At 44.5% G+C, this 22832-nt stretch carries 17 protein-coding genes; 8 read left to right on the top strand and 9 right to left on the bottom strand.

Going from position 1 to position 22832, the window contains the following annotated elements; genetic code table 11:
- Positions 1–5 precede the first annotated feature (5 nt).
- Both R7O13_RS01795 and R7O13_RS01790 read left to right on the top strand, forming a co-directional pair.
- Entirely contained in the window at positions 6–506 is a 501-nt protein-coding gene (locus tag R7O13_RS01795; protein ID WP_137282758.1) for a hypothetical protein, read from the top strand.
- A 129-nt stretch (positions 507–635) separates the two neighbouring features.
- Positions 636–1466 carry a sulfurtransferase gene (locus tag R7O13_RS01790; RefSeq protein WP_262628465.1) on the top strand — a complete coding sequence of 277 codons (831 nt, stop codon included), beginning with the start codon at positions 636–638 and terminating at the stop codon, positions 1464–1466.
- Between the two features lie 165 nt (positions 1467–1631).
- Here the strand turns inward: R7O13_RS01790 and R7O13_RS01785 are convergent, their stop codons facing one another.
- Positions 1632–2633 carry a sugar-binding transcriptional regulator gene (locus R7O13_RS01785; protein WP_005387670.1) on the bottom strand — a complete coding sequence of 334 codons (1002 nt, stop codon included), beginning with the start codon at positions 2631–2633 and terminating at the stop codon, positions 1632–1634.
- 466 nt (positions 2634–3099) lie between these two features.
- Here R7O13_RS01785 and tal point away from each other — a divergent pair, with 466 nt between their 5' ends.
- The gene (tal, locus tag R7O13_RS01780) at positions 3100–4050 is read left to right on the top strand and encodes a transaldolase (protein ID WP_005373488.1); all 951 of its coding nucleotides are present in this window, start codon (positions 3100–3102) and stop codon (positions 4048–4050) included.
- A 125-nt stretch (positions 4051–4175) separates the two neighbouring features.
- Entirely contained in the window at positions 4176–6167 is a 1992-nt protein-coding gene (gene tkt / locus R7O13_RS01775) for a transketolase (protein WP_239932375.1), read from the top strand.
- A gap of 141 nt (positions 6168–6308) precedes the next feature.
- Here the strand turns inward: tkt and R7O13_RS01770 are convergent, their stop codons facing one another.
- The 3 genes from R7O13_RS01770 to aroG form a co-directional block, all read right to left on the bottom strand.
- Positions 6309–7871 (bottom strand): methyl-accepting chemotaxis protein, encoded by a 1563-nt coding sequence (locus R7O13_RS01770; protein ID WP_171342609.1) that lies wholly within the window; start codon positions 7869–7871, stop codon positions 6309–6311.
- Between the two features lie 209 nt (positions 7872–8080).
- The gene (locus R7O13_RS01765) at positions 8081–9253 is read right to left on the bottom strand and encodes an MFS transporter (RefSeq protein WP_021035943.1); all 1173 of its coding nucleotides are present in this window, start codon (positions 9251–9253) and stop codon (positions 8081–8083) included.
- Between the two features lie 159 nt (positions 9254–9412).
- Positions 9413–10465, bottom strand: coding sequence for a 3-deoxy-7-phosphoheptulonate synthase AroG (gene aroG, locus R7O13_RS01760; protein ID WP_005389030.1), 1053 nt, complete (start codon positions 10463–10465; stop codon positions 9413–9415).
- 459 nt (positions 10466–10924) lie between these two features.
- Between aroG and R7O13_RS01755 the strand changes: the two genes are divergently transcribed.
- Positions 10925–11917, top strand: coding sequence for an OmpA family protein (locus R7O13_RS01755; RefSeq protein ID WP_005373499.1), 993 nt, complete (start codon positions 10925–10927; stop codon positions 11915–11917).
- 88 nt (positions 11918–12005) lie between these two features.
- Here R7O13_RS01755 and R7O13_RS01750 read toward each other — a convergent pair whose 3' ends face one another.
- On the bottom strand, positions 12006–12608 hold the full coding sequence (locus R7O13_RS01750) for a beta-phosphoglucomutase family hydrolase (RefSeq protein ID WP_017819896.1): 603 nt from the start codon (positions 12606–12608) through the stop codon (positions 12006–12008).
- 76 nt (positions 12609–12684) lie between these two features.
- Between R7O13_RS01750 and arfB the strand changes: the two genes are divergently transcribed.
- A complete protein-coding gene (gene arfB / locus R7O13_RS01745) occupies positions 12685–13098 on the top strand; it encodes an alternative ribosome rescue aminoacyl-tRNA hydrolase ArfB (RefSeq protein WP_005389036.1) in 414 nt (137 codons plus the stop codon).
- A gap of 100 nt (positions 13099–13198) precedes the next feature.
- Positions 13199–14968 carry a methyl-accepting chemotaxis protein gene (locus R7O13_RS01740; RefSeq protein ID WP_262628466.1) on the top strand — a complete coding sequence of 590 codons (1770 nt, stop codon included), beginning with the start codon at positions 13199–13201 and terminating at the stop codon, positions 14966–14968.
- Positions 14969–15057: 89 nt separating this feature from the next.
- Here the strand turns inward: R7O13_RS01740 and vmeZ are convergent, their stop codons facing one another.
- Both vmeZ and vmeY read right to left on the bottom strand, forming a co-directional pair.
- On the bottom strand, positions 15058–18210 hold the full coding sequence (gene vmeZ, locus R7O13_RS01735; RefSeq protein ID WP_017635194.1) for a multidrug efflux RND transporter permease subunit VmeZ: 3153 nt from the start codon (positions 18208–18210) through the stop codon (positions 15058–15060).
- Between the two features lie 8 nt (positions 18211–18218).
- On the bottom strand, positions 18219–19346 hold the full coding sequence (vmeY, locus tag R7O13_RS01730; RefSeq protein ID WP_054574704.1) for a multidrug efflux RND transporter periplasmic adaptor subunit VmeY: 1128 nt from the start codon (positions 19344–19346) through the stop codon (positions 18219–18221).
- 419 nt (positions 19347–19765) lie between these two features.
- Here vmeY and R7O13_RS01725 point away from each other — a divergent pair, with 419 nt between their 5' ends.
- Positions 19766–20230, top strand: a complete 465-nt coding sequence (locus R7O13_RS01725) for a dCMP deaminase family protein (protein ID WP_005373515.1) — start codon at positions 19766–19768, stop codon at positions 20228–20230.
- 82 nt (positions 20231–20312) lie between these two features.
- Here R7O13_RS01725 and pepT read toward each other — a convergent pair whose 3' ends face one another.
- Positions 20313–21542: a peptidase T gene (gene pepT / locus R7O13_RS01720; protein WP_017819893.1), complete on the bottom strand. Its 1230-nt coding sequence runs from the start codon at positions 21540–21542 to the stop codon at positions 20313–20315.
- 170 nt (positions 21543–21712) lie between these two features.
- The gene (locus R7O13_RS01715; RefSeq protein WP_262592093.1) at positions 21713–22576 is read right to left on the bottom strand and encodes a DUF6279 family lipoprotein; all 864 of its coding nucleotides are present in this window, start codon (positions 22574–22576) and stop codon (positions 21713–21715) included.
- Positions 22577–22832 lie beyond the last annotated feature (256 nt).

The following is a 22832-nucleotide window of genomic DNA, read 5'->3' as shown; positions in this document are numbered from 1 at the left end:
ACATTATGAAAGCACTTATCACAATCATCATGGGATTAGCACTAACAGCTTGTGGCGGAGGCGGTGGCGGCGGAGGTGGTAACAGTACACCACCTCCACCAACCCAAACCACGGTGCCAGAGGAAGATACTACCCAGCAGGAAGAAACTACTGAAGAAGAGACAACGGTAACAGTGGAAGATGCAACCATGCAGGATCTAGTAGTACCAGATGGCTTTAGCTACAACCCAGTGACGGAAGGTACGCTCAATGTAGACATCAGTGGTTTCTCTTCACAACGAGCACACCTAAGCGTGTACAAAGAGTTTGTCGAGAACAGTTCAGGTAACTACGATGCAAAATACCCAAGCAAAGTCGCATCGGTTCCACTCAACAATGGTACAGCAAATGTCGACTTTAATGTTTCTGATAGCCAAGGTAGCCTACTTGTTGAAATTTGGTTCTATGACGGTAGTGACCCAATTCAGAAAGTGATTACTTCTGGAGACAACACTTGGACCATGTAACTGGGTAAATCGAAAGCTGTCTTTCAGAACAAATCTTCAATCTTTAACTTAAAAATCGCATCGTTCTTTTGAACATGCGATTTTTTTGTTGTAAAACAGTAAGATTATCCACCTAGCAAACTAAAGACAATGCACGCACTGATTAGTACTGATGAACTCAATAGCCTTCTCGGCCAACCTAACGTCAAGCTCCTCGACGCTAGTATTGCGTTTCAAATCCCTTCTGAAGGCAAAAAGATTCAAGATAAGTGGATTCCAAATACTTTACGCTTTGATTACGACAATGACTTTTGCTTACCCGGCTCCTCCCTACCGCATATGATGCCAACAGAAGAAGGCTTCAACCAAAGTGCGCAACAACTCGGTTTGAACAACGAAGACTTGATTGTGGTTTATGACAACTCAGGCACTTTAGCGGCACCAAGAGCTTGGTGGATGTTCAAAGCCATGGGGCATGACAATGTCCGAGTCTTAAATGGCGGTCTTCCAGCTTGGATTGAAGCAGGACTCCCTGCCGAAAGTGCCCTATCGCAACCAAGCGAAGAAGGCAACTTTGCGGGCAAGCTCAACCAAAATGCCTTTTTGAATGCACAAGATGTTCTTGCTCATTCAACCAATAAAAGTGCCAATATCATCGATGCCAGAGCCAAAGCTCGCTTCCTTGGTGAAGTGCCTGAGCCACGAGAAGGTCTACGTAGTGGGCACATTCCAAATTCGGTTTGCTTACCGTTTCAAGAACTCTTGGCCAACGGTCACATTAAACCAAATTCAGAGTTGCAACAGATATTTAGCGCACTAACGATAGATAGTGACAATTCGATTATTTTTAGTTGCGGTTCCGGTGTAACCGCATGCATTTTATTACTCGCGGCGTATCAAATTGGTCTGGACAACCTGTCGGTGTACGACGGTTCTTGGACCGAATGGGGTGCAGACCACTCTCTACCTATCGAGTGTTAAGACAAGTGTCTGTTTAACAAAGTATCTTACGTTTATCTAAAGATGATGTGTTCCAATAAACTAAACGCAGCTTCTAAACCAAACTTGTCATTTCGAAATAGAAACTGGCTATGAGTGATTTGTCACCCCTCATAGCCTGACTACATCAAAAGCCGACTATTTCCGTTAGCGTTCAGATGTCGCGTTGCCGTGCATTTGCTCATCTAAGTTGAGCACGGTTAATGCGTTGCTAACGCTCGTGGCGATCACGTCTATCGCTCCAGTTCTTAATGCTCCGAGTAGAGCGAGTGGCTTGCTGTTCTCAGCTGCGATCGCAATGACTTCCGAGATCGGCCGAAACTCTTCAATACCAAGTCCAATTACTCGGTCACTCATTACCGTGTTCGCTACATTACCGTGAATATCAAAGAAGTCATAACCTGCAAAATCCCCTACCACACCTTGTTGAAGTCTCGACTGAACCACTTCATCAGGCGTAAACCAACCTAAGTCGACCATGTAACTGTTTTCGCTCATGTCACCAATACCAACCAAAGCAACATCGGCTTTACGTGCTAGGTCGAGCGTTTGTTTCACGGTTGCATTTTGCATGAAGGCCAACTTCTGTTCTCTATTTTCTGCGTATGCCGGCGCATAAAGGGTTTCAGAGGTTCCCCCATATTTCTTCGCCAACTGACGACAAATATGGTCGGCGTTATACATACCGCCACGCGGGTGAATACCACCAATGCCACACACAAATTTACAGTCACGCGGCGTAATAACACCAATATGGTGAGCGACAGACGACACGTTGCGCCCTTGTCCGACCGTCACCACCATGCCGTTTTTGAGCGTGCTAGTGAGATAATTGGACACCAATCCCGATACCTGTAGTCGTTGCGCTTCTTCATTCGGTTGATCAAGAGCAACAAGCGCGCGCTTAACGCCGAATCGCTCGATCAAACGTTGTTCGATCTTGGCGCTGAACACCGGATGGTATTTAACGGTAATTTCAACAATGCCTTCATCACGCGCCTGCTTGAGCATTCGCCCGACCTTTGCGCGTGATATGGCAAATTTTCTCGATATCTCTTCCTGAGTCGCACCGTCTTGATAATACGCGACGGAAATCTCTGTCAACAAATCCGTGTTTTCAATGGAAATATCTTGATTAGAACTGCTCATGGTTTCTCTCGCCCTTTAAGAGGATCGATATTGTATGCAATAAGTGAACATATGCTCATTGACTTAGCATATGTTCTTTATCAATTTAAACGCTACATTTGCTCATCGCAATAACATTTTCTCACTACAATTTTTTACCCTCTTGGACAACGCTCAAGCTTTGAACAATAAGGGCAAACGTTTATTTGGGTTAACCACTAAACACACAGTAAAAAAACGTTGATGAAGTTCACTATAAGTCCATTTCAGCGATTGACTTTCAGCATAGATAGGATAAATATGGACACATCATTTACTCAGCTATCGATCAAATGTTCATAGCATTTGTTCGGTAACGAAATTTTCCGTAGTTGGCTGAGCAGATGTCTCATTAAATGCGATGAGACGGTTAGCTAACTCGCTTGCAAATGCACAAGCTGTGATAACAAAAATCACGCTTAAGCCCATTTAAATAGGATGATCGATTATGAGCAACAAGTTAGAGCAACTTCGTAAACTAACGACTGTAGTAGCAGACACTGGCGAAATTGATGCAATTAAAAAGTATCAGCCAGAAGACGCAACAACTAACCCTTCTCTTATCCTTAAAGCCGCTCAAATCGCAGAGTACGCACCTCTAATCGATGCTTCAATCGAATACGCTAAAGCACAGAGCAACGACAAAGCTCAACAAGTTCAAGATACTTGTGACATGCTTGCAGTAAACATCGGTAAAGAAATCCTAAAAACTATCCCAGGTCGTATCTCTACAGAAGTAGACGCTCGTCTATCTTACGATATGGAAGGCAGCGTAGCGAAAGCTCGTCAACTAGTGAAAATGTACAACGATGCTGGCATCACTAACGACCGTATCCTTATCAAACTGGCTTCAACTTGGGAAGGCATTCGCGCAGCTGAGATCCTAGAAAAAGAAGGCATCAACTGTAACCTAACGCTTCTATTCTCGTTCGCTCAAGCACGTGCTTGTGCAGAAGCGGGTGTATTCCTAATCTCGCCATTCGTTGGTCGTATCATGGACTGGTACAAAGCGAAAGAAGGCCGTGACTTCGAAGCTCAAGAAGATCCAGGCGTACTATCTGTAACTAAGATCTACAACTACTACAAAGAATACGGCTACAAAACTGTAGTTATGGGCGCAAGCTTCCGTAACATCGGTGAGATCTTAGAACTAGCTGGTTGTGACCGTCTAACTATCGCTCCTGCTCTACTTGCAGAACTAGAAGCAGCTGAGGGTGAAGTAGTTGAGAAACTAGTTGATTCTAAAGGCGCAGCTGAGCGTCCAGCACCAATGACTCACGCAGAGTTCCTATGGGAACATAACCAAGACCCAATGGCTGTTGAGAAGCTGGCTGAAGGTATCCGCAACTTCGCCGTTGACCAAGGCAAACTAGAAGCGATGATCGAAGCTAAGCTTTAATTGCTTACCAAAAGCGAGTAGCCCGTCTACTCGCTTTTACCATCAGCACTATTTTCAAAAAATTCTATTTGAACTTGTTTCGGCGAGTTCCCTCTATTTAAATCAAATATCGAGAAGTAATCACTATGGATCGTAAACATCTAGCAAATGCAATCCGTGCGCTAAGCATGGATGGTGTTCAACAAGCTAACTCTGGTCACCCAGGTGCACCTATGGGTATGGCTGACATCGCTGAAGTTCTTTGGCGCTCTCATCTAAACCACAACCCATCAAACCCTGAGTGGGCAGACCGCGACCGTTTCGTACTGTCTAACGGCCACGGCTCAATGCTGATTTACTCTCTACTGCACCTTGCAGGTTACGAGTTGTCTATCGACGATCTGAAAAACTTCCGTCAGCTTCACTCTAAAACTCCTGGTCACCCAGAGTATGGTTACGCGCCAGGTATCGAGACCACAACGGGTCCGCTAGGTCAAGGCATCACTAACGCGGTTGGTATGGCTCTAGCTGAAAAAGCGCTAGCAGCACAGTTCAACAAAGAAGGCCACGACATCGTTGACCACTTCACTTACGTGTTCATGGGCGACGGCTGTCTGATGGAAGGTATTTCGCACGAGGCATGTTCTCTGGCTGGTACACTAGGTCTAGGCAAACTGATCGCGTTCTGGGATGACAACGGCATCTCTATCGACGGTCACGTTGAAGGTTGGTTCTCTGACGATACACCTAAGCGTTTTGAAGCGTACGGCTGGCATGTAATTCCAGCGGTAGACGGCCACGACGCTGCAGCAATCAACGCAGCAATTGAAGCGGCGAAAGCGGATCCACGTCCTACACTTATCTGTACTAAGACTATCATCGGTTTTGGTTCACCAAACAAATCTGGTTCACACGATTGTCACGGTGCGCCACTAGGTGCAGAAGAAATCGCAGCAACACGCAAAGAACTAGGTTGGGAGCACGGTCCTTTTGAAATTCCGCAAGAAGTCTACGCAGAATGGTCAGCGAAAGAAACAGGCGCAGCTAAGGAAGCAGCGTGGAACGAGAAATTTGCAGCTTATGAAGCAGCGTACCCTGAGCTGGCAGCTGAATTTAAACGCCGCGTAAACGGTGAGCTTCCTGCACAGTGGGAAGAGAAAGCAAGCCAAATCATTGCTGATCTTCAAGCTAACCCAGCAAACATTGCATCACGTAAAGCGTCTCAAAATGCTCTAGAAGCATTTGGTGCTCTACTACCAGAGTTCATGGGTGGCTCTGCTGACCTAGCACCTTCTAACCTAACAATGTGGTCTGGTTCTAAGTCTCTAGAAGCAAGCGACTTCTCTGGTAACTACATCCACTACGGCGTACGTGAATTCGGTATGACAGCGATCATGAACGGTATCGCGCTACACGGTGGTTTCGTTCCTTACGGCGCAACATTCCTAATGTTCATGGAGTATGCACGTAACGCAATGCGTATGGCTGCACTGATGAAAATTCAGAACATCCAAGTGTACACGCATGACTCTATCGGTCTTGGCGAAGATGGTCCAACTCACCAACCAGTTGAGCAAATGGCATCGCTACGCCTAACACCAAACATGAGCACATGGCGTCCATGTGACCAAGTTGAGTCCGCTGTAGCTTGGAAACTAGCGATTGAACGTAAAGATGCACCGACAGCACTTATCTTCTCTCGTCAAAACCTTGCGCAACAAGAGCGCACAGTAGAACAAGTAGCAGACATCGCGAAAGGTGCTTACATTCTGAAAGATTGCGAAGGCAAGCCAGAGCTAATCCTTATCGCAACAGGTTCTGAAGTTGAACTAGCAGTAGAAGCAGCAGCACAGCTAACTGCTGAAGGTAAGAAAGTACGCGTTGTTTCAATGCCATCAACAGACGCATTCGACAAACAAGACGCCGCTTACCGTGAAGCTGTACTGCCATCAGACGTAACAGCACGTATCGCAATTGAAGCAGGTATTGCTGACTTCTGGTACAAGTACGTAGGCTTCGACGGTCGCATCATCGGTATGACTTCATTCGGTGAATCTGCACCAGCTGGCGAACTATTCAAAATGTTTGGTTTCACAACTGAAAACGTAGTGAACACAGCAAAAGAGCTACTCGCGTAATTGCAGTAAAAAGGTAGTCAGTTTTCTCTATTGCGAATGTGAAAACTGAAAAGCCCCACCAGCAATGGCGGGGCTTTCTTTTATCTGGCTCCTATTCGCATAAACGCAGCCAGGACATAAACATCACAACTTTCGTTACGACTATTTGTCTTCAAATCGAAGTGCGAGCTGATAGAAATCTTGTACTTGGTCTTTCAACTGTCGGCTATTTTGCTCAACTGAATGTGTTGCTGCCAAGTTTTGTTCTGCGGTCGAAGCAATAGAATGAATGTGCTGGTTTACATCACTAGATAGCTTTAACTGGTTATTCGCCGCTTCTGCTACATCAACCATCAGCCCACTCATGGTTTGCATCATCTGTTCAACTTCAGACAAACGCAACGCGCTTTGTTCTGCTACTTGAGAACAGGCATCGGTTTGCTCTTTGTTTGCCAGAATATCTTTCTGCCAACTTTGAATCGTTGCCAACATAGTGGAGATAGAGGCTTGGATTTGTTCAGTTGCATTGGATGTTCGCCCAGAAAGCGCGCGGACCTCATCAGCTACAACAGCAAAACCACGACCTTGCTCCCCTGCTCTTGCCGCTTCAATCGCCGCGTTGAGTGCCAGTAAATTGGTTTGCTCTGCGATCCCACCAATCTCTTCCATCAAATGGTTCACCTTCTGCGCCTGATCACTCAGTTGATACGTCGTTTCCGTCGCTTTTTCAGCTTGAAGGCTTAACTTCGCTAGATTGGTGTGCGTTTGATCGATGGTCTCCTTCGCCATCAAGCATGACTTCAATGTATCATCAATCAACATATGGGCATCATTGGTACTCGAAGAAACCGAATTTGCCGACGACTCCACCTCTTGGGTAGCATCTCGCACACGATGAATATCGGTATTTTGCTGATTTAATGCAGCCGAGACTTCTGCCGTTGTTTGACTAAGCTCTTCGGCGCAATGCTGCAAAGGCAATGCGGAGTCAGTCATCCTTCCTAACACGGTTCGAATTCTTGCGGATAGCATTTTGATATGGAAATCGGCAATCGAAAATGCCGTGTTACCAGAATAGATCAAGCGACTTACGCTGTCATATTGCTTTTGTAACTTTTTAAGTTGCTGAGGTGTATCAATTAACTCTTGGCGGAATAACAGAGCTAGAACACTTGCAGGTAACGCACTTGCAAGCCAAGCCAACGGCCCTTCAACAGACAACGCATATGCGGTTGCAGGTGCGGTTAGTGCACCAAGTAGAATCGCATAGCGAATGGTTTCATTGATTTTCAACGACCAAGTTCGGCCAGACTTCTCTGCAGCACGCATGCTTTTGTAGGCTTTTGTCGCAATATCAACCCACTCTCGCTTTGGTTTCACGCGCACTGATTGATACCCAACAACATGGTTGTCTTCGTAGATAGGGGTGACATAAGCATCAACCCAATAGTAACCGCCAGACTTAGTGGAATTCTTAACCATTCCACGCCAGGCTTTACCTTGTTTAAGGCGTGCCCACATATCACCGAAAGCGGCTTTAGGCATATCATTATGACGAACTATATTGTGGTTCTGACCGACAAGTTCTTCGTGAGTGTATTCAGCAACGCGGCAAAAGGCTTCATTACAATATGTAATAACACCTTGTAAGTTCGTTGTTGAGACGAGTTCCTCAGACTCCCTCACGAGAGTTTCTTGAGCTTTATGAGAAATATTGGCTGACATAGACGAAACTTCTTTAGTTTTTATTGATTTTCGGCAAGATATATACAGGATTTTTATTTTTATTACAAAAAGTTAGATAAAAAGTCTTATCAAATCGACATTTTTATTGTGGGAATTCACATTATCGATAAAAACATAAAGAAGAGATTGTTGATTTGAGCTAATAAACAAACCCGACACGATAGGCCGGGTTATATATTAAGACTTAATTAAGCGGTTTGTGATTCTGGCTTTTTATTCGTTTTTAACGCAAACATCGCGATAACGAGTAACACAAATGGAAGAACATACAAATTAAGATTCTGCCAACCTACGGTAGACTCAAGCCAACCAGATAGTAATGCGGTGATGGTGACACAACTGAACACGAAGAATTCATTAAACGCTTGAGCCTTGCTTCTGTTTTTCGCTTCATAGCTTTGACTAAACAGCCCAGTTGCTGCGATAAACATAAAGTTCCACCCTATTCCTAACAGGATTAAAGCAAGACTAAAATGCCAGATAGACACTCCATGTATATTAATTCCAATACAAGCAACAAATAGCAATCCACCCGCTAAAATCATATTCTTAGCGCCAAACCGCTCTATCAGACGGCCCGTGACAAACGCAGGTGCAAACATACCCAACACGTGCCATTCGATCACTCCCGCCGCTTTATCAAAATCAAAGCCACAACCAATCATCGCTAAAGGAGTTGCTGTCATTAAAATGTTCATCACCGCGTACGCAACCATTGCCGCGATAACGGCCAGCATGAAATTAGGTCGACGAATAATCAGTCTCAGCTTATCCGCCTTAGCGTGTAGCGCCTGCGTGTGTGCAGGTGGAAAACGAATGGTTTGCAGCACAACCAACGCGGTTATATAAAGCACGACAAGCACAGCAAATGCACTAATGTATAAGCCATCATCTGACCACTGCTGCGAGTACACGGCCAGATTAGGCCCAAGGATCGCCGCTAACACCCCACCCGCCATAGATATCGAAATCGCCCTATGCCTTGCCGACTCTTCACACACTTCAATGGCAGCAAACCTGTATAGAGTACCGAAACCTATACCAACACCAAGCAAAAACGTAGACATGCAGAACAGATAGAAGTTTTGTTGACTTAATGCATACGTCGCTAGACTAGCACCCAAAATGCCAATGACATTACCAAGGCTAAAACCAAGGCGACGCCCTAACTTGCCCATAATTAGCGACGCAGGAATTGTCGCGGCCATCAGTCCCAAAAACTGCAGTGCAACTGGTAATGTGATAAAACTTGATGACGGCGCAAGTGTTTTGCCAATAAGGGCAATAACAGATATGAGTAAAATATTCCCTGTCATTAATAAGGCTTGGCAGAGGGATAGAAGCCATACATTACGATTCAATTCCAAATTCCTTTTGGTTACAACGTATACAGATAACATATAGGAAAGCAGAAACAATAGAAAGATATGAGAGTAATTCTCAACAAAAAGAGCCAGAGGCATAGTACCTCTGGCTCTTCACTATTCACTTTTCGCTTTTAAAAAGTTTTTCTGTTGAGCTTACTTGTTGCGGCGCGCTTTTACTGCATCAGAAAGCTGACGAAGTACCGTTTCCGTGTCTTCCCAGCCAATACATGCATCAGTGATCGACTGACCATAAGTGGCTGCTTTACCATCCACTAAGTCTTGGCGACCTTCAACTAAATGAGACTCGATCATCACTCCAAAAATGGCTTCTTCGCCACCAGAGATTTGCTCGGATACATCATCAGACACCAGCATTTGACGCTTGAACTGCTTCGAGCTGTTAGCATGGCTAAAATCAATCATCACTTTTTTCGGCAGACCTGCAGTGTCCAGCTCATCTTTAATTTGAGCTACATGTGCTGCACTGTAGTTTGGTTCTTTACCGCCACGTAGAATAATATGGCAGTCTGGATTACCAGCGGTTTCTACGATCGCGGAATGACCGTATTTTGTTACTGAAAGGAAGTGATGGGAAGCGCTTGCAGAACGAATCGCGTCGCTCGCTATTTTAATATTCCCGTCAGTACCGTTTTTGAAACCTACAGGACAAGAAAGACCAGAAGCTAGCTCGCGGTGAACCTGAGATTCTGTCGTACGAGCACCGATAGCGCCCCAACTGATCAAATCCGCCACGTACTGAGGTGTGATCATATCTAAGAATTCACTTGCCGTTGGCAAGCCCATATCGGTTAGATCAAGAAGAAGTTTACGTCCGATACGTAGACCATCATTTAGCTTATAGGTGTCATTTAAGTAAGGGTCATTGATAAGGCCTTTCCAACCAACGGTCGTACGCGGCTTTTCAAAATAAACTCGCATAACAACCTCAAGCTGCTCGCCCAGTTCATCACGTAGTACTTTTAGCTTTTTGCCGTACTCAACCGCGGCAGCCGGATCGTGAATAGAACACGGGCCAACGATCACGAGTAATCGATCGTCTTTTCCTTCAAGAATATTGTGAATGGCGTTACGGCAATCAAAAGTGGTCGAAGAAGCGGTTTCAGTCGCTGGGAACTTCTCTAATACTGCAACAGGTGGCAATAACTCTTTTACTCTATTTATTCTTACATCATCAGTTTGAAACATTACTTCTACTTCCTGGTTTTATTTCCGACCCCATTTTTACCAACTGAACTCATTGCAACATTGTTCACAAAGCGAGCAGCATCAAGGGCTGTGGTCATTTTCTGTCTAGCGTTTAAGTAACTTATCGGCTTAGGCGTAGACTTGCAATCAGTTTTTGCAAATAAATGCAAATAAAAACCACCTGTTAACCACCGCGCACAATGTAAAGTAAAGTTTACGAAAAAAAGTTCAAAATAATCATCAATTTTCTTATGCACCAAAAAATCTTTACTACAATGTAAGAAATATCAGAAGTTTGTGAGGTATTTTTGGGTAGTAAATGTTGATCAAGTTCAAATATATTGTTGCTTGATATGAAATGATTAGAATATTAAACTAATTTCTTATAAACGCTGGTTTTTTCTAATTTTTTGATAAAACGAAGTAGAAGTTAATATGCAATCAATACAAGGAAACATTATGAACAAAGTAGCAATTGCAGTAGCAGCAGTGGTAGCTGGTAGTAGCGCGCTTTTAAACTCTGCTCAAGCTGAAATGTACATCGGGGGCAAAGTGGGCATGACTACACTTGACGACGCTTGCTATCTAAATAGCCCTTGTGATGATGAAGCGTTCGGTGCAGGACTACATATCGGTTATGACTTTACCGATATCATCGGGCTAGAGTACGGCGTAGACTTCTTAGGCGACTATGAAGGAAACTCTAGGTCAGGGGCTAATACGATTAATACGATTGACGGCAATCTAACGGCTTTAACACTTGCACCTAAATTCAACTGGCACTTAAACGACTCTTGGAATCTGTTTGCTAAGATCGGTGGTGCTTACATGATGTCTGATGACGAAACAGACTTTGTCCCAACAGGTTCTTTGGGTGCTGAATACTCGATCGATAGAAACTGGAGTGTTCGCGCTGAATACCAACGTTACCAAGACATGTCTGACGACGTGTGGGACGACATGGATGCTAACTTCTTTGGTATCGGTGTTAACTACAAATTCGCAGCAGCTCCAGTTGTTGCAGCAGTTGTAACGGAAGAAGTGATCGAGCCAGATCCAGAACCAGTGATGATGAGCAAGGTGCACAAAGAAGAGTACGGTACAGGTACGTTTGAATTCGATAGTGCTAAGTTAACAGAGTCCGTTTCTGAACGTCTGGACAACTTTGTTTCATTCTTGAACGAATATCCTCAAGCTCAAGTAGAGATTACTGGTTACACGGATAGCTCAGGCCCTGCGGCATACAACCAAAAACTGTCTGAGCGTCGTGCTCAATCTGTTGCTGATTACCTAACCGCAGCTGGCATTGGTTCAGATCGTTTGACAGTTAAAGGTATGGGTGAAGAAAACCCAGTTGCTGACAACAGCACTCGCGAAGGTCGTGAGAAAAACCGTCGCGTAGAAGTTGTGGTACCTTCATTTGAATACCAAGAGCTAGTTCAACCAGAATAAGCATCTATGATTCATGATCGATGATGTGGTAAAAATTAATGGGGTGCATTTGCACCCCATTTTGATCTCATATTAAGGGATATTGCCACTATGGTTTTGGGAAAAAGATCAACTCATTATCTTGCACCATAACGCAATCCATACCAGCTGCATGCGCCGCTCGCTTCCCCAGCTCAGTATCCTCGAACACAAGACACTGTGACGCCTCCAAGTCGAGTTGTTCCGCGGCCACCAAAAAGGTATCTGGAAAGGGTTTATGGTTCTCTACATCACTCGCGGTTACTACAACATCCAACTTGTCTAATAAACCTGCATGGCTTAATAAGCGCATGGCACTTTCTCGTTGGCTGCCAGTCCCGACTGCAATTTTCTTATGGCCTAAATATTCCTCTAACACGATGTTCGTGCAAGGAATAACGTCACCATGAAGCTCCATAGCAGCGAATGTTTCCATTTTAAATGTCGCGACAGTTTTAGGATCTAACGAAAGCTCATGCACACGATTTAGTTCCTCAACAATTTTAAAGCTCGGCATCCCTCCCAAACTGTGAAACCACTCCTGACAAAACGGAAAATCAAAACGCTCAGCAGTTGCTTGCCAAGCTGCCAAGTGGGCTGGCATGGTATCGATTAGAGTACCATCCATATCAAATATGAATCCCTCATAGGGTCTAAAATCAATCGTGCTCATGTCTTTTCTTCTATTTGTGCATCTGTAATGTTAATTTATCAGCTCTTTCAATCGTCCTTACCGGCATTTACTTATCATGCTCAAAATTTCGAACTCCGTCACAATTCAAGAGTGGGAAATTCAATTATCCCCAATTAGAGCTCAAGGAAATGGTGGCCAGAACGTTAACAAGGTAGCGTCCGCTATACACCTGCGCTTTGATATCCGGAATTCCAGCTTACCTGACTTTTACAAAGAGCGATTACTTGCACTTTCTGATAGTCGTATAAGTAAAGATGGCGTGATCATCATCAAAGCGCAACAATTTCGGACACAAGAACAAAATAAGGAAGACGCCCTAAATCGGCTTCAAGCATTGATAAAAGCTGCCGCTTTACAGGAGAAGAAGCGTATTAAAACGAAACCAACCCGCGCTTCTCAACGCCGACGACTTGATACAAAAAACAAGCACGGAGCGAAAAAACAGCAACGTAAAAAAGTGCTGTATTAGTGCATGTCGTTTTCTCGACATGTTAGTTGAACAACGTTTGCTAGCCCTTGGAAATCTCATTGGATTTCTCTTTTTAGTTACTTATTCAGGAAACAACAATATGACTATTAGGCAAAAACTCTACTTCCTCGGAGTTATCGCCATTTTAGGCATCGTGGCCCTTTTGGGTACGTCATCCCATTTTGAAAATAAGAGCAATGATCTTAATCACGCCATCAAACTCGTTGGTGATCTAGAAATACGCTTACTCAACTTACGCAGAAATGAAAAAGATTTCCTACTGCGTAGTAATGACAAATATCTAAATAAGTTTGACGCCAATGTTGACAAGTTTATAGACACAGAAAAAGAGCTTGCGAACATACTCAAGAGTAATGAATTACCTTCCAGTCAACAATTTAAGCAAGACTTGCTCGCATACCAAAGGGGCTTTCAGAATCTGGTCAGCGCTTACCAACGATACGGGCTTGATTCAAAGAGTGGGCTTCTCGCCGGTTACGAACAAGCACTATTAGAAGCTAAACAACGTTCAGACCACCAGCAGTTATTGGCATTAGTCCGTTTTGACTCTGTGGTAAAAGCAGGACTATTCAATAGTGACTTGCTTGAGGGGCAATATGCTCCGGAGCTTATCAAAACAGGTAAGCAATTGGCGGCCCAAAAGCAAGTTGTTGGGGTTGCTTATGACAAAGGCCTACTCGGTGAAACTCGCGCATTATCCCATGCCGTAGAAGAGCAATTTGAAACCTTTTCCACAGCCCTTAGCTCTGCTGCCGCACAACGTGATGAACAAATGTCGACCATCAAGCAGGTCATTACAGCTCTGATCTTAGTCGTTATTTTCGCATTGATTTGGCAAATTTCACGTTCAATCAATACGCGAGTGAATAGCTTACTTGGCACCATTCGAAGTATCAGCGAAACGAACAACATGGGACTTCGATCTGATTTGAAAGGTCAAGACGAGCTATTTGATATCAGTCATCACCTCAATGACCTATTGGATAAGCTTGAGCATCTAATTAGTAGTACCCAAGAAAAATCGGCGCAACTCACTGCAAGTACCGATAATATGCATCGTGAGTTAGAAGGCGTTATGGAGCAATTCCACACTCAAACTGACCACACTGCATCAATGGCGACGGCAGTTCAGCAAATGGTTGCCACAATAGGTGAAATCTCTGAAAGCACATCAGTTGCGGTAGAAGGCGTACATCAGGCAGCGAATAATGCCGAACAAGGTCGAGGAGTTGTTGAGGCGACGGTAACCAACATCGGTCAACTAACCACGATTTTATCAAACAGCCAGCAGTCGATTGGCTCGCTGAATCAGCATGTAGATAAAATTGGTGGTGCCGTGAACATCATCCAAGAGATTGCAGAGCAAACCAACCTACTAGCTCTCAACGCAGCAATTGAAGCCGCGCGAGCAGGCGAACAAGGCCGCGGGTTTGCAGTTGTCGCCGATGAAGTACGCGCCCTAGCTAGCCGAACTCATCAATCCACAGAGGAAATCACGCGGGTCGTTGCAGACATTCAAACTCAAATGTCTACAGTTGTTGCTGATATTGATCAATGTAACGATCAAGGGCAACAAACACTTAATGCTTCTGAAAAACTGGATTCTAGCCTGCAACAGATCATTACTGACATGCATTCAATTCAAGGTAATTCGGAGCGCATAGCTTCAGCAATTGAAGAACAAGGTATCGTGATGAACCAAGTTAGCGGTTCAATCACCGAGCTAAACGCAATATCTGAGAATAACATGCAATCCGCTCAGGAATGCTTGCATGAAGTGAACTCTGTCTCTGCTCAAGCTCATGATATGGATGAAGCCGTTGCACAATTCAAAACTGCGCTAAAATAACCCTTTTCAAAATAGAAAGCCCGAGGCAATCATTGCTTCGGGCTTTTTTTCAATTGTCACTTCGTGCTTACTGCGCACTTCGGATGTGATTACTCATCATCAAGAGGAACCAGCTTGGTGTTGCCGCCATGAACTTTCTCACGCTGTCTTTGCACCAGAGCGTAGAAGCCTGGGATCAAGAATGTACCTGCTAGAAGCACACACAATAGACCACCAATCAGCGACACGCCGAGTGAGTTTTGACTCACGTGCCCCGCGCCAGCGGCAAAGATAAGCGGGAAGATACCCAGGATAAATGACCAAGAGGTCATATTCACAGCGCGGAAACGTAACGTGCCTCCTTTAACCGCTGCACTATCGATATCAGCATCTTTTTCTTCACGCTCTTGCTTGGCGAACTCCACAATCAAAATTGCGTTTTTCGCCGCCAAGGCTATGAGCAAGACAAGACCAATTTGGGCATACAAGTTAAGCGGCGTGCCAGTTAGATTCAACGCAAGGAAGGAACCTAACGTTGCTACTGGGACCACCAAAATAATAGCCAGTGGAATACTCCAACTCTCATACTGAGCCACCATAAACAAGTAAATGAAGATCAAAGCCAGCGCAAACGCATAAATGGCTTGGTTACCCGCAAGCACTTCCTGATAAGCCATACCTGTCCATTCATACGTGTACCCTTGCGGAAGAACTTCCGCAGCAACGCGTTCCATTGCGGCAATCGCATCACCACTAGAGTAACCCGGAGCTGGTTGGCCTTGAATGATAGCACTGCGGTACATGTTGTAACGCCACGCCACATCAGGCTCAAACACTTGCTCGTAGCTCACTAGCGTACTTAACGGAACCATATCACCGTTCGAAGAACGAACATGGAAACGCTCTAGATCTTCCATGCTGCTACGATGCTGACTATCAGCTTGCATGGTTACGCGGAAGTTCTTACCAAACATGGTGAAGTCATTCACATAAAGCGAACCTAAGTTGCCTTGCAAGGTTTGGAAAATAGACGACAGCGAAATACCTAATTGCTGCGCTTTCTCACGATCGATATCAACGTAGTAGTGCGGAACATTCGCGCGGAACGTGCTAAACGTGTAGGCAATTTCAGGCGCTTGGTTAGCCGCTTGGATCATTTCTCCCATGACCATCGACAAGTCGGTACGACTTCGCCCTAGCGTGTCTTCAAGCACAAACTCAAAACCAGACGCAGCGCCCATACCAGGAACCGCTGGTGGTCCCATCGCAAAAACAACCGCTTGAGGTAACTCTGTCGCCGCTCGACCGTTAATACGTGCCGCGATAGCATTAGCAGAGTGCTCTCCTTGCAGCGAGTTACGAGTATCCCAGTCATGCAATTTGATAAATACAGAAGCACCGTTTGATGCTGCTGCGCCTGTCATAAACGAGTAACCGTTCGCAACCGTCACACCATCCACACCAGGTTCTTCACCGATCATTTTCATTAAATCATTGGTGACTTCTTCAGTACGTGATAAAGAGGCTGAATCTGGTAGCTGTACGTTAACCAGCAAAATGCCTTTATCTTCTTGAGGAACAAACGCTGTAGAGGTGGTTTTCGCAAAGAAAGTGACCGCTGCGATAGCAACTATAAAGAACGTCACGAGCAGTAAAGACTTCTTCACCAAGAAACCAGCGATCTGGCCATAACGCGTAGTGATGCGCTCTAAGCCTCGGTTGAAAGCCTGGAACCAGTTAGCGGTATTGCCCCCACCCTGCTTCAATACCAGAGAACAAAGTGCTGGGGACAGCGTCAATGCATTGATGGATGAAATCACAACCGAAATACAGATGGTCAAAGCGAACTGGCGATACATGATACCGGTGATACCTGGCAGCATGGCGACGGGTATGAATACCGCAAGTAGAACCAAGGTCGACGTGATGATTGGTCCCGTGACTTCTTTCATCGCTAGCAACGTCGCTTTACGCGGTGAAATGGTTGGGTCTTTCGCCATGGTAGTATCGACGTTTTCGATAACCAGAATCGCATCGTCCACCACGATACCAATCGCAAGGATCAAGCCAAACAAAGTAACCGTATTAATGGTGAAGCCCGTTGCCTGCATGATGGCAAACGTACCAATCAGAGAAACGGGGATCGCGACAACAGGAATCAACGTTGCACGCGCACTACCCAAGAACAAGTAAGTTACAGCAATCACCAATAGAATCGCTTCAATCAGTGTTTTTACTACCCCTTTGATCGATTCAGATACGAACACGGTTGTATCGTAGCTGGTCTCGTATTCCATTCCCTCTGGGAAGTTTTTGCTCAAGCCTTCAAGGAGCTCCATGACGGCCTGACCACTTTCTAACGCATTCGCATCCGATTGAAGAGACAACGCAACGATTGACGCGTCCTGGCCACGGAACTTACCGTTACCATCGTAGAACTTTTTGCCTAGTTCAACGCGAGCAACATCTTTCAGATAAACCGTAGAGCCATTGGGATTAGCTCGAAGGACTACGTTCTCAAACTCACTCACGCTTTCCAAGCGACCTTTGGTCACAAGGTTAAACTGAACTTCTTGCGGATTGTTGTATGGTGCTGCACCTACACGCCCTGCCGCAACTTGGACGTTCTGTTCAGCCAAAGCAGCGTATACGTCTGACGTGGTTAGCTTAAGGTTGGCCATTTTTTCAGGATCTAACCAAACACGCATTGCGTATTCGCCACCACCAATCACGTTAACTTCACTGATACCTTTCGCACGAGCCAACTGATCTTTTACATTCAAGTTAATGTAGTTAATCAAGAACTGATCATCGTATTTGCCATCAGGTGAATAGAAGTTAAGCACCATCAGCAAGTCAGGTGAACGCTTTTTCACCGTCACACCAACCATGCGAACTTCTTGAGGCAGTTTTGACTCAATCTGTGACACGCGGTTTTGCACGTTAACTTGCGCCATATCTGGATCGGTGCCGACATCGAACGTGACGTTTAGGCTGTAAGAGCCATCGTTCGCGCTCTTTGAAGACATGTATATCATATCCTCAACGCCGTTGACTGAGGTCTCTATGGGGTCCGCAATGGCCTGCTCGACAACTTCTGCACTCGCGCCAGTGTAGTAAGCCGAAACGCTGACTGATGGCGGACTTATCTGTGGGTACTCCGCCACTGGCAAAATCGCCAGTGAGATCGCGCCGGCTAGCGTTAATATGATCGAAATAACCAGCGCGAATTTAGGTCTCTGAATAAAGAAACGACTTAACATAGTGCTCCCTACTGCTTATCTTCAGCAGGTGCTTGAAGGCGCACTTCTACACCATTACGCACACGTTGTAGGCCTTGTGTAATAACTGTATCTTCCTGATCGAGCCCTTCTCGAATGATAATACCTTGTTCAACCTGAGGGCCAAGCTCGACGTTACGACGCTCTGCGACATTTCCCTCAGCCATCACCATCACAAAGTCACCTTCTAAGTCAGTTTGAACGGCACGTCGTGGAATAACAATAACGTCCTTCGTATTCTTATCTCTCAAGTTCACTTTGATGTGCTGACCCGGAAGTAACTTCTGATCTGGGTTTGGAACGAGCGCGCGCATAGCAATCGTACCCGTTTTGGTGTCAATACGATTACCTAAGAAATCAAGCTTACCGAGATGCTCAAAAAACTGTCCATTTTCCAGTTCAAGCTGAACTTCAACGCGGTTTGATTCAGCCGAGCCATCACCTTTTACTTGATCCATACCCATAGCTAAACGCTCACGCTCACTCACACTAAATGAGGTATGAACTGGATCTAAACTCACCAGAGTTGTCAGCACGCCAGATGACGGAGAAACCAGATCACCCGTACTCACTTTGGTATCACTAATACGTCCGCTAAAAGGTGCTCGGATTTGAGTATAGGAAAGGTTAACTTCAGCAAGTTTAAGTTGAGCATTTGCCGCTTCTAGCTCTGCTCTCGCACCAAGAAGTGCAGCTGTTAAAGCATCAAACTCAGATTGAGAGATACTACCGCGAGGCAACAAGTTTTTACCTCGAGTATGATCTAATTCGGCTTTTTTTAGCGCCGCTTTAGCTTGTGCAAGTGCGGCTTTAGCACTCGCGACTTGGGCTTCAAAAGAAGATGGCTCGATAGAGTAAAGGAGCTGCCCTTTTTCTACCATTTGCCCCTCTTCAAAGTGACGAGCTTTTAAGTAGCCAGAAATCTGCGCGGTAATATTGGTATCTTCTACTGCTTCAATGCGACCGATATAAGACTTGCTCGGTTGGTAGTCGATAACCGTGACATCCTGAGTCACTACGAGAGGCGCTTGACCTTTCGTTTGGGCATTATTAGCTTCCCCGCATCCAGCGAGGATTGCTGTAGCCGCCATTAGTGCGACAAGTGGTTTCTTTTGCATGTATTTACCGTCTTTATAGAACAGGATATTGTTGAATTCCTATCAACCTTACTCCTTGCTGCCACTGAAAACTTCACTGAAAAGCGCCCAAGGTGTTTCTAAATGTAAACATGAGAAACAAAAGGAAAATAAAGTAATTTAGTTAACAGTGGTATTCAATGAGCAATATACATACAACTCAATCATAACTATTTAATATACGCCTTAGGAGATCGCGAATTTTAGCGTGTGCTTGGAAACACTAACGGGAGTATTGTATTCGGGCGTAAAGTGAGATTCAGTGCTCAAGATAAGAACGTTTTGTGGCTAAAAAGGTAAAAAGTGACGCCTTCATACTCAAGACCCCGATTTTGACTATTTTTTTAATATAAATGGGTTATCATTCAATTAATTCAACGCCTTCGACAGAGAGGATGACTATGATTTCTAAATGGGCGAAACGCTTTTACCAGATGGCAGAACTAGTGGCGTCTTGGAGTAAGGACCCATCAACACAAGTCGGTGCCGTTATTACTAAACAGAATCGCATTGTATCTGTTGGATTTAATGGCTATCCGCATGGTGTTTCTGACAGTGTCGACACCGATGAGCGCGAGTTGAAATACCTTAAAACACTGCACGCGGAAGAGAACGCAATTTTGTTCTCAAAACGTGACTTAGACGGATGTGATATTTGGGTAACGCATTTTCCTTGCCCTAACTGCGCGGCAAAGATCATTCAAACAGGGATCTCACACGTACACTGCCCTGAGCAGTCTGAAGACTTTTTATCTCGATGGGGAGATAAAATCCAAGTCAGTCAAGATATGTTCGACCAAGCGGGTGTGAAAGTCGACTGGTTACCGCTAGAAGACATTGAAATTGAAGACAAAGACGTGCGCTAGTATTCCATCTTAATATTTAAATAGCCCAGAGAGATCTGGGCTATTTTGTTATTAAATCTGCAAGAGGTCTCGACGTAGTCTTTTAACTGTGTTTTTTCGCTGTGAGCTCAGCAATTTTGACAATAACGAGTACTGATTTTTCCATCATTTCAACAGAAATAAACTCATGAATTCCGTGGAAGTTAAAACCACCGGTGAAGATATTCGGGCACGGCAAACCCATAAAAGATAAACGAGCACCATCTGTACCACCACGAATAGGTTTTATAATCGGTTCCACATCACACGCTTCCATCGCTTGCTTTGCCAGCTCAATGATATGAGGGTAAGGCTCAACCATTTCTCTCATATTGTAATAGCTGTCTTTTATTTTTAGCTCTACAGAACCATGGCGTAAACCCGTGTTCATTTCATCGACGAGTTTCTGCATAAAGGCTTTTCGATCCTCAAGTCTTTGACGGTCAAAGTCTCTAATAATGTAACCTAGCTCGCTTCGTGCAACGCCCATTTCTGCCGATTTTAAATGGAAGAACCCTTCGTAACCTTCGGTTGTTTCCGGAGTTTGATCTTGGGGCATTTGAACTTGAAATTTCGCAGCCAAGTTCATCGCATTGACCATTTTGCCTTTTGCGGTACCTGGATGAACGCTAACTCCATGAAAAATTACATCAGCGTTTGCTGCATTAAAGTTTTCGTATTCCAATTCACCTTGCGGGCCACCATCTATAGTGTATGCCCATTTCGCGCCAAATTTTTTAACATCAAACAAATCTGCACCACGACCGATTTCTTCATCCGGAGTAAAGCCGATACAAATGTCGCCGTGTGGAATGTCTGGGTTTTCCAGTAGCAGAGCTACCGCGGAAAGAATCTCTGCGATACCGGCTTTGTTATCCGCGCCAAGTAATGTAGTGCCATCGGTAGTAATAAGATTGTGGCCATGTAGGTGATGTAAATCTGGGTATTGCACGGGAGATAACACTTCATCCCCCAACCCTAATGCAATATCGCCACCCTGGTAATCTTCGATGAATTGCGGCTTTACGTTTTTGCCAGATGCATCCGGCGCGGTATCCATATGGGCAATGAAGCCGATAGGAGGAACCGCATAATCAACATTGGCTGGCAGTTTAGCCATCAAGTAGCCATTTTTATCCAAAGTCACGTCACTTAAGCCAAGTTCGAGCATCTCTTTTTTAAGTAACTCAGCAAACACAAGCTGGCCAGGTGAACTTGGGCAAAGCGTCACATGTGGATTGGATTGGGTATCAAACGTGACGTATCGAAGAAATCTTTCAACTAAATGTTTCATATTTATTCTCATTGTTTTGTACGATGAGGCCTTATCACGCATTGATAATCTGACGTTGCCTCATCAAACCTCACGCTATGTTACGCTCATAGCTCAATAAGAATTTGCTTTGAATCATTTTTTGATAAGAAAGGCTTTTGCGCTTTGCTTTCGCTCATTGAAGCATGAATTTAATCTAAAAGTTCCTCAGCCAGTACTCGCCACTCTTTAACCTTTTCACGAAAATGACGCCATTGCTTATCGGTCATCGAACGAGAAACATCTAATGTCAGTTGATCAACCAATGCAAAGTTAGAGTCAATATTCAGAGAAAGCTGCTCACTATAATAACTCTCTGGTTCGAACAAGAGTCGCATAAATATATCTTGATAAGTCACAACATTAGATTTGTTGTCGAACAAGTATTCGAGCTCTTGATATACCGTGGCTCGATAATCTCTCCATAAAGGGCTGTTTAAAATAACTTGCTGAGAAAATGTTTGAGCTAATTGACGCTGATTTCCTGATAGATTCCCTAGCCATTCTTCCATCCACTCTTCAGTGTTATCCAGAATAATTTCACGCACTTCGTCTTCTGTCTTATCGGCATATTTTGCGTTTCGCTCTTGATAATGTTCTTGTACATTACTCAAAAACTCGCGTTCTTGATCTTTCGTTAATTGCAAACTTAACGCAAAAAGATCTGGTGCTGCTTTGCTGACCACTCTATCGTAATGCGCTCGCATTCTATCTCGATTTTGTTGCAAGTAATTTAAGGTGATATCGCTCGCTTTTAATCTCTCAAGGTCTTTTAAATGTTCGATATATAATGGTAACTCCTCTTTCTTGTGCCAGTCTGCCAACAATAATAAGCGCTCTTCCACTAGGACTTCTTGTTCCCCTTGCAACGAGACATAGTCCTCTAAGTAATCGAGCACGAACCAATCGATATTGCTGTATAAAAACTTTTTCGCACAACCGGCAAGCAGAAATACGAAGCAAAATAGAAGGCCATAACGAAGCGCCTTATTAGATACATCCTTTAATTTAGTCACTTATTCGTATTCCCTTTTCTGTTGATTAAGTTCTATACTCAACCTGTATCACTTAGTATTGCGGCAAACTTACACCAGTGTGACAAATATTGATTGCCACCTTAATAATATATAGAGTTTGAAATTAACTTTTTGATCACAGCTATCCGCAAAAAAGTGAGTTAGAGCGCAATTATCGGCTAAAAAACGTACCGAACGACGCTCCCTATAACGGCATATAATTTGCATGGATGTTTTTTGGATGGTTTATGGAGGC

Source organism: Vibrio sp. Y176 (genome assembly GCF_033438945.1).
Note: the sequence above shows the minus strand (reverse complement) of the source record. Positions and strands in the feature narration are given on the sequence as shown.

Bases quoted from the DNA above. Each gene is read 5' to 3' on its own strand.
- vmeZ (WP_017635194.1), bottom strand. From the start codon at position 18,210: ATGTTAAGTCGTTTCTTTATTCAGAGACCTAAATTCGCGCTGGTTATT.
- pepT (WP_017819893.1), bottom strand. From the start codon at position 21,542: ATGAAACATTTAGTTGAAAGATTTCTTCGATACGTCACGTTTGATACC.
- vmeY (WP_054574704.1), bottom strand. From the start codon at position 19,346: ATGCAAAAGAAACCACTTGTCGCACTAATGGCGGCTACAGCAATCCTC.
- arfB (WP_005389036.1), top strand. From the start codon at position 12,685: ATGCTCAAAATTTCGAACTCCGTCACAATTCAAGAGTGGGAAATTCAA.
- R7O13_RS01725 (WP_005373515.1), top strand. From the start codon at position 19,766: ATGATTTCTAAATGGGCGAAACGCTTTTACCAGATGGCAGAACTAGTG.
- R7O13_RS01750 (WP_017819896.1), bottom strand. From the start codon at position 12,608: ATGAGCACGATTGATTTTAGACCCTATGAGGGATTCATATTTGATATG.
- aroG (WP_005389030.1), bottom strand. From the start codon at position 10,465: ATGTTTCAAACTGATGATGTAAGAATAAATAGAGTAAAAGAGTTATTG.
- R7O13_RS01795 (WP_137282758.1), top strand. From the start codon at position 6: ATGAAAGCACTTATCACAATCATCATGGGATTAGCACTAACAGCTTGT.
- R7O13_RS01790 (WP_262628465.1), top strand. From the start codon at position 636: ATGCACGCACTGATTAGTACTGATGAACTCAATAGCCTTCTCGGCCAA.
- R7O13_RS01740 (WP_262628466.1), top strand. From the start codon at position 13,199: ATGACTATTAGGCAAAAACTCTACTTCCTCGGAGTTATCGCCATTTTA.
- tkt (WP_239932375.1), top strand. From the start codon at position 4,176: ATGGATCGTAAACATCTAGCAAATGCAATCCGTGCGCTAAGCATGGAT.
- R7O13_RS01755 (WP_005373499.1), top strand. From the start codon at position 10,925: ATGAACAAAGTAGCAATTGCAGTAGCAGCAGTGGTAGCTGGTAGTAGC.
- R7O13_RS01770 (WP_171342609.1), bottom strand. From the start codon at position 7,871: ATGTCAGCCAATATTTCTCATAAAGCTCAAGAAACTCTCGTGAGGGAG.
- R7O13_RS01785 (WP_005387670.1), bottom strand. From the start codon at position 2,633: ATGAGCAGTTCTAATCAAGATATTTCCATTGAAAACACGGATTTGTTG.
- tal (WP_005373488.1), top strand. From the start codon at position 3,100: ATGAGCAACAAGTTAGAGCAACTTCGTAAACTAACGACTGTAGTAGCA.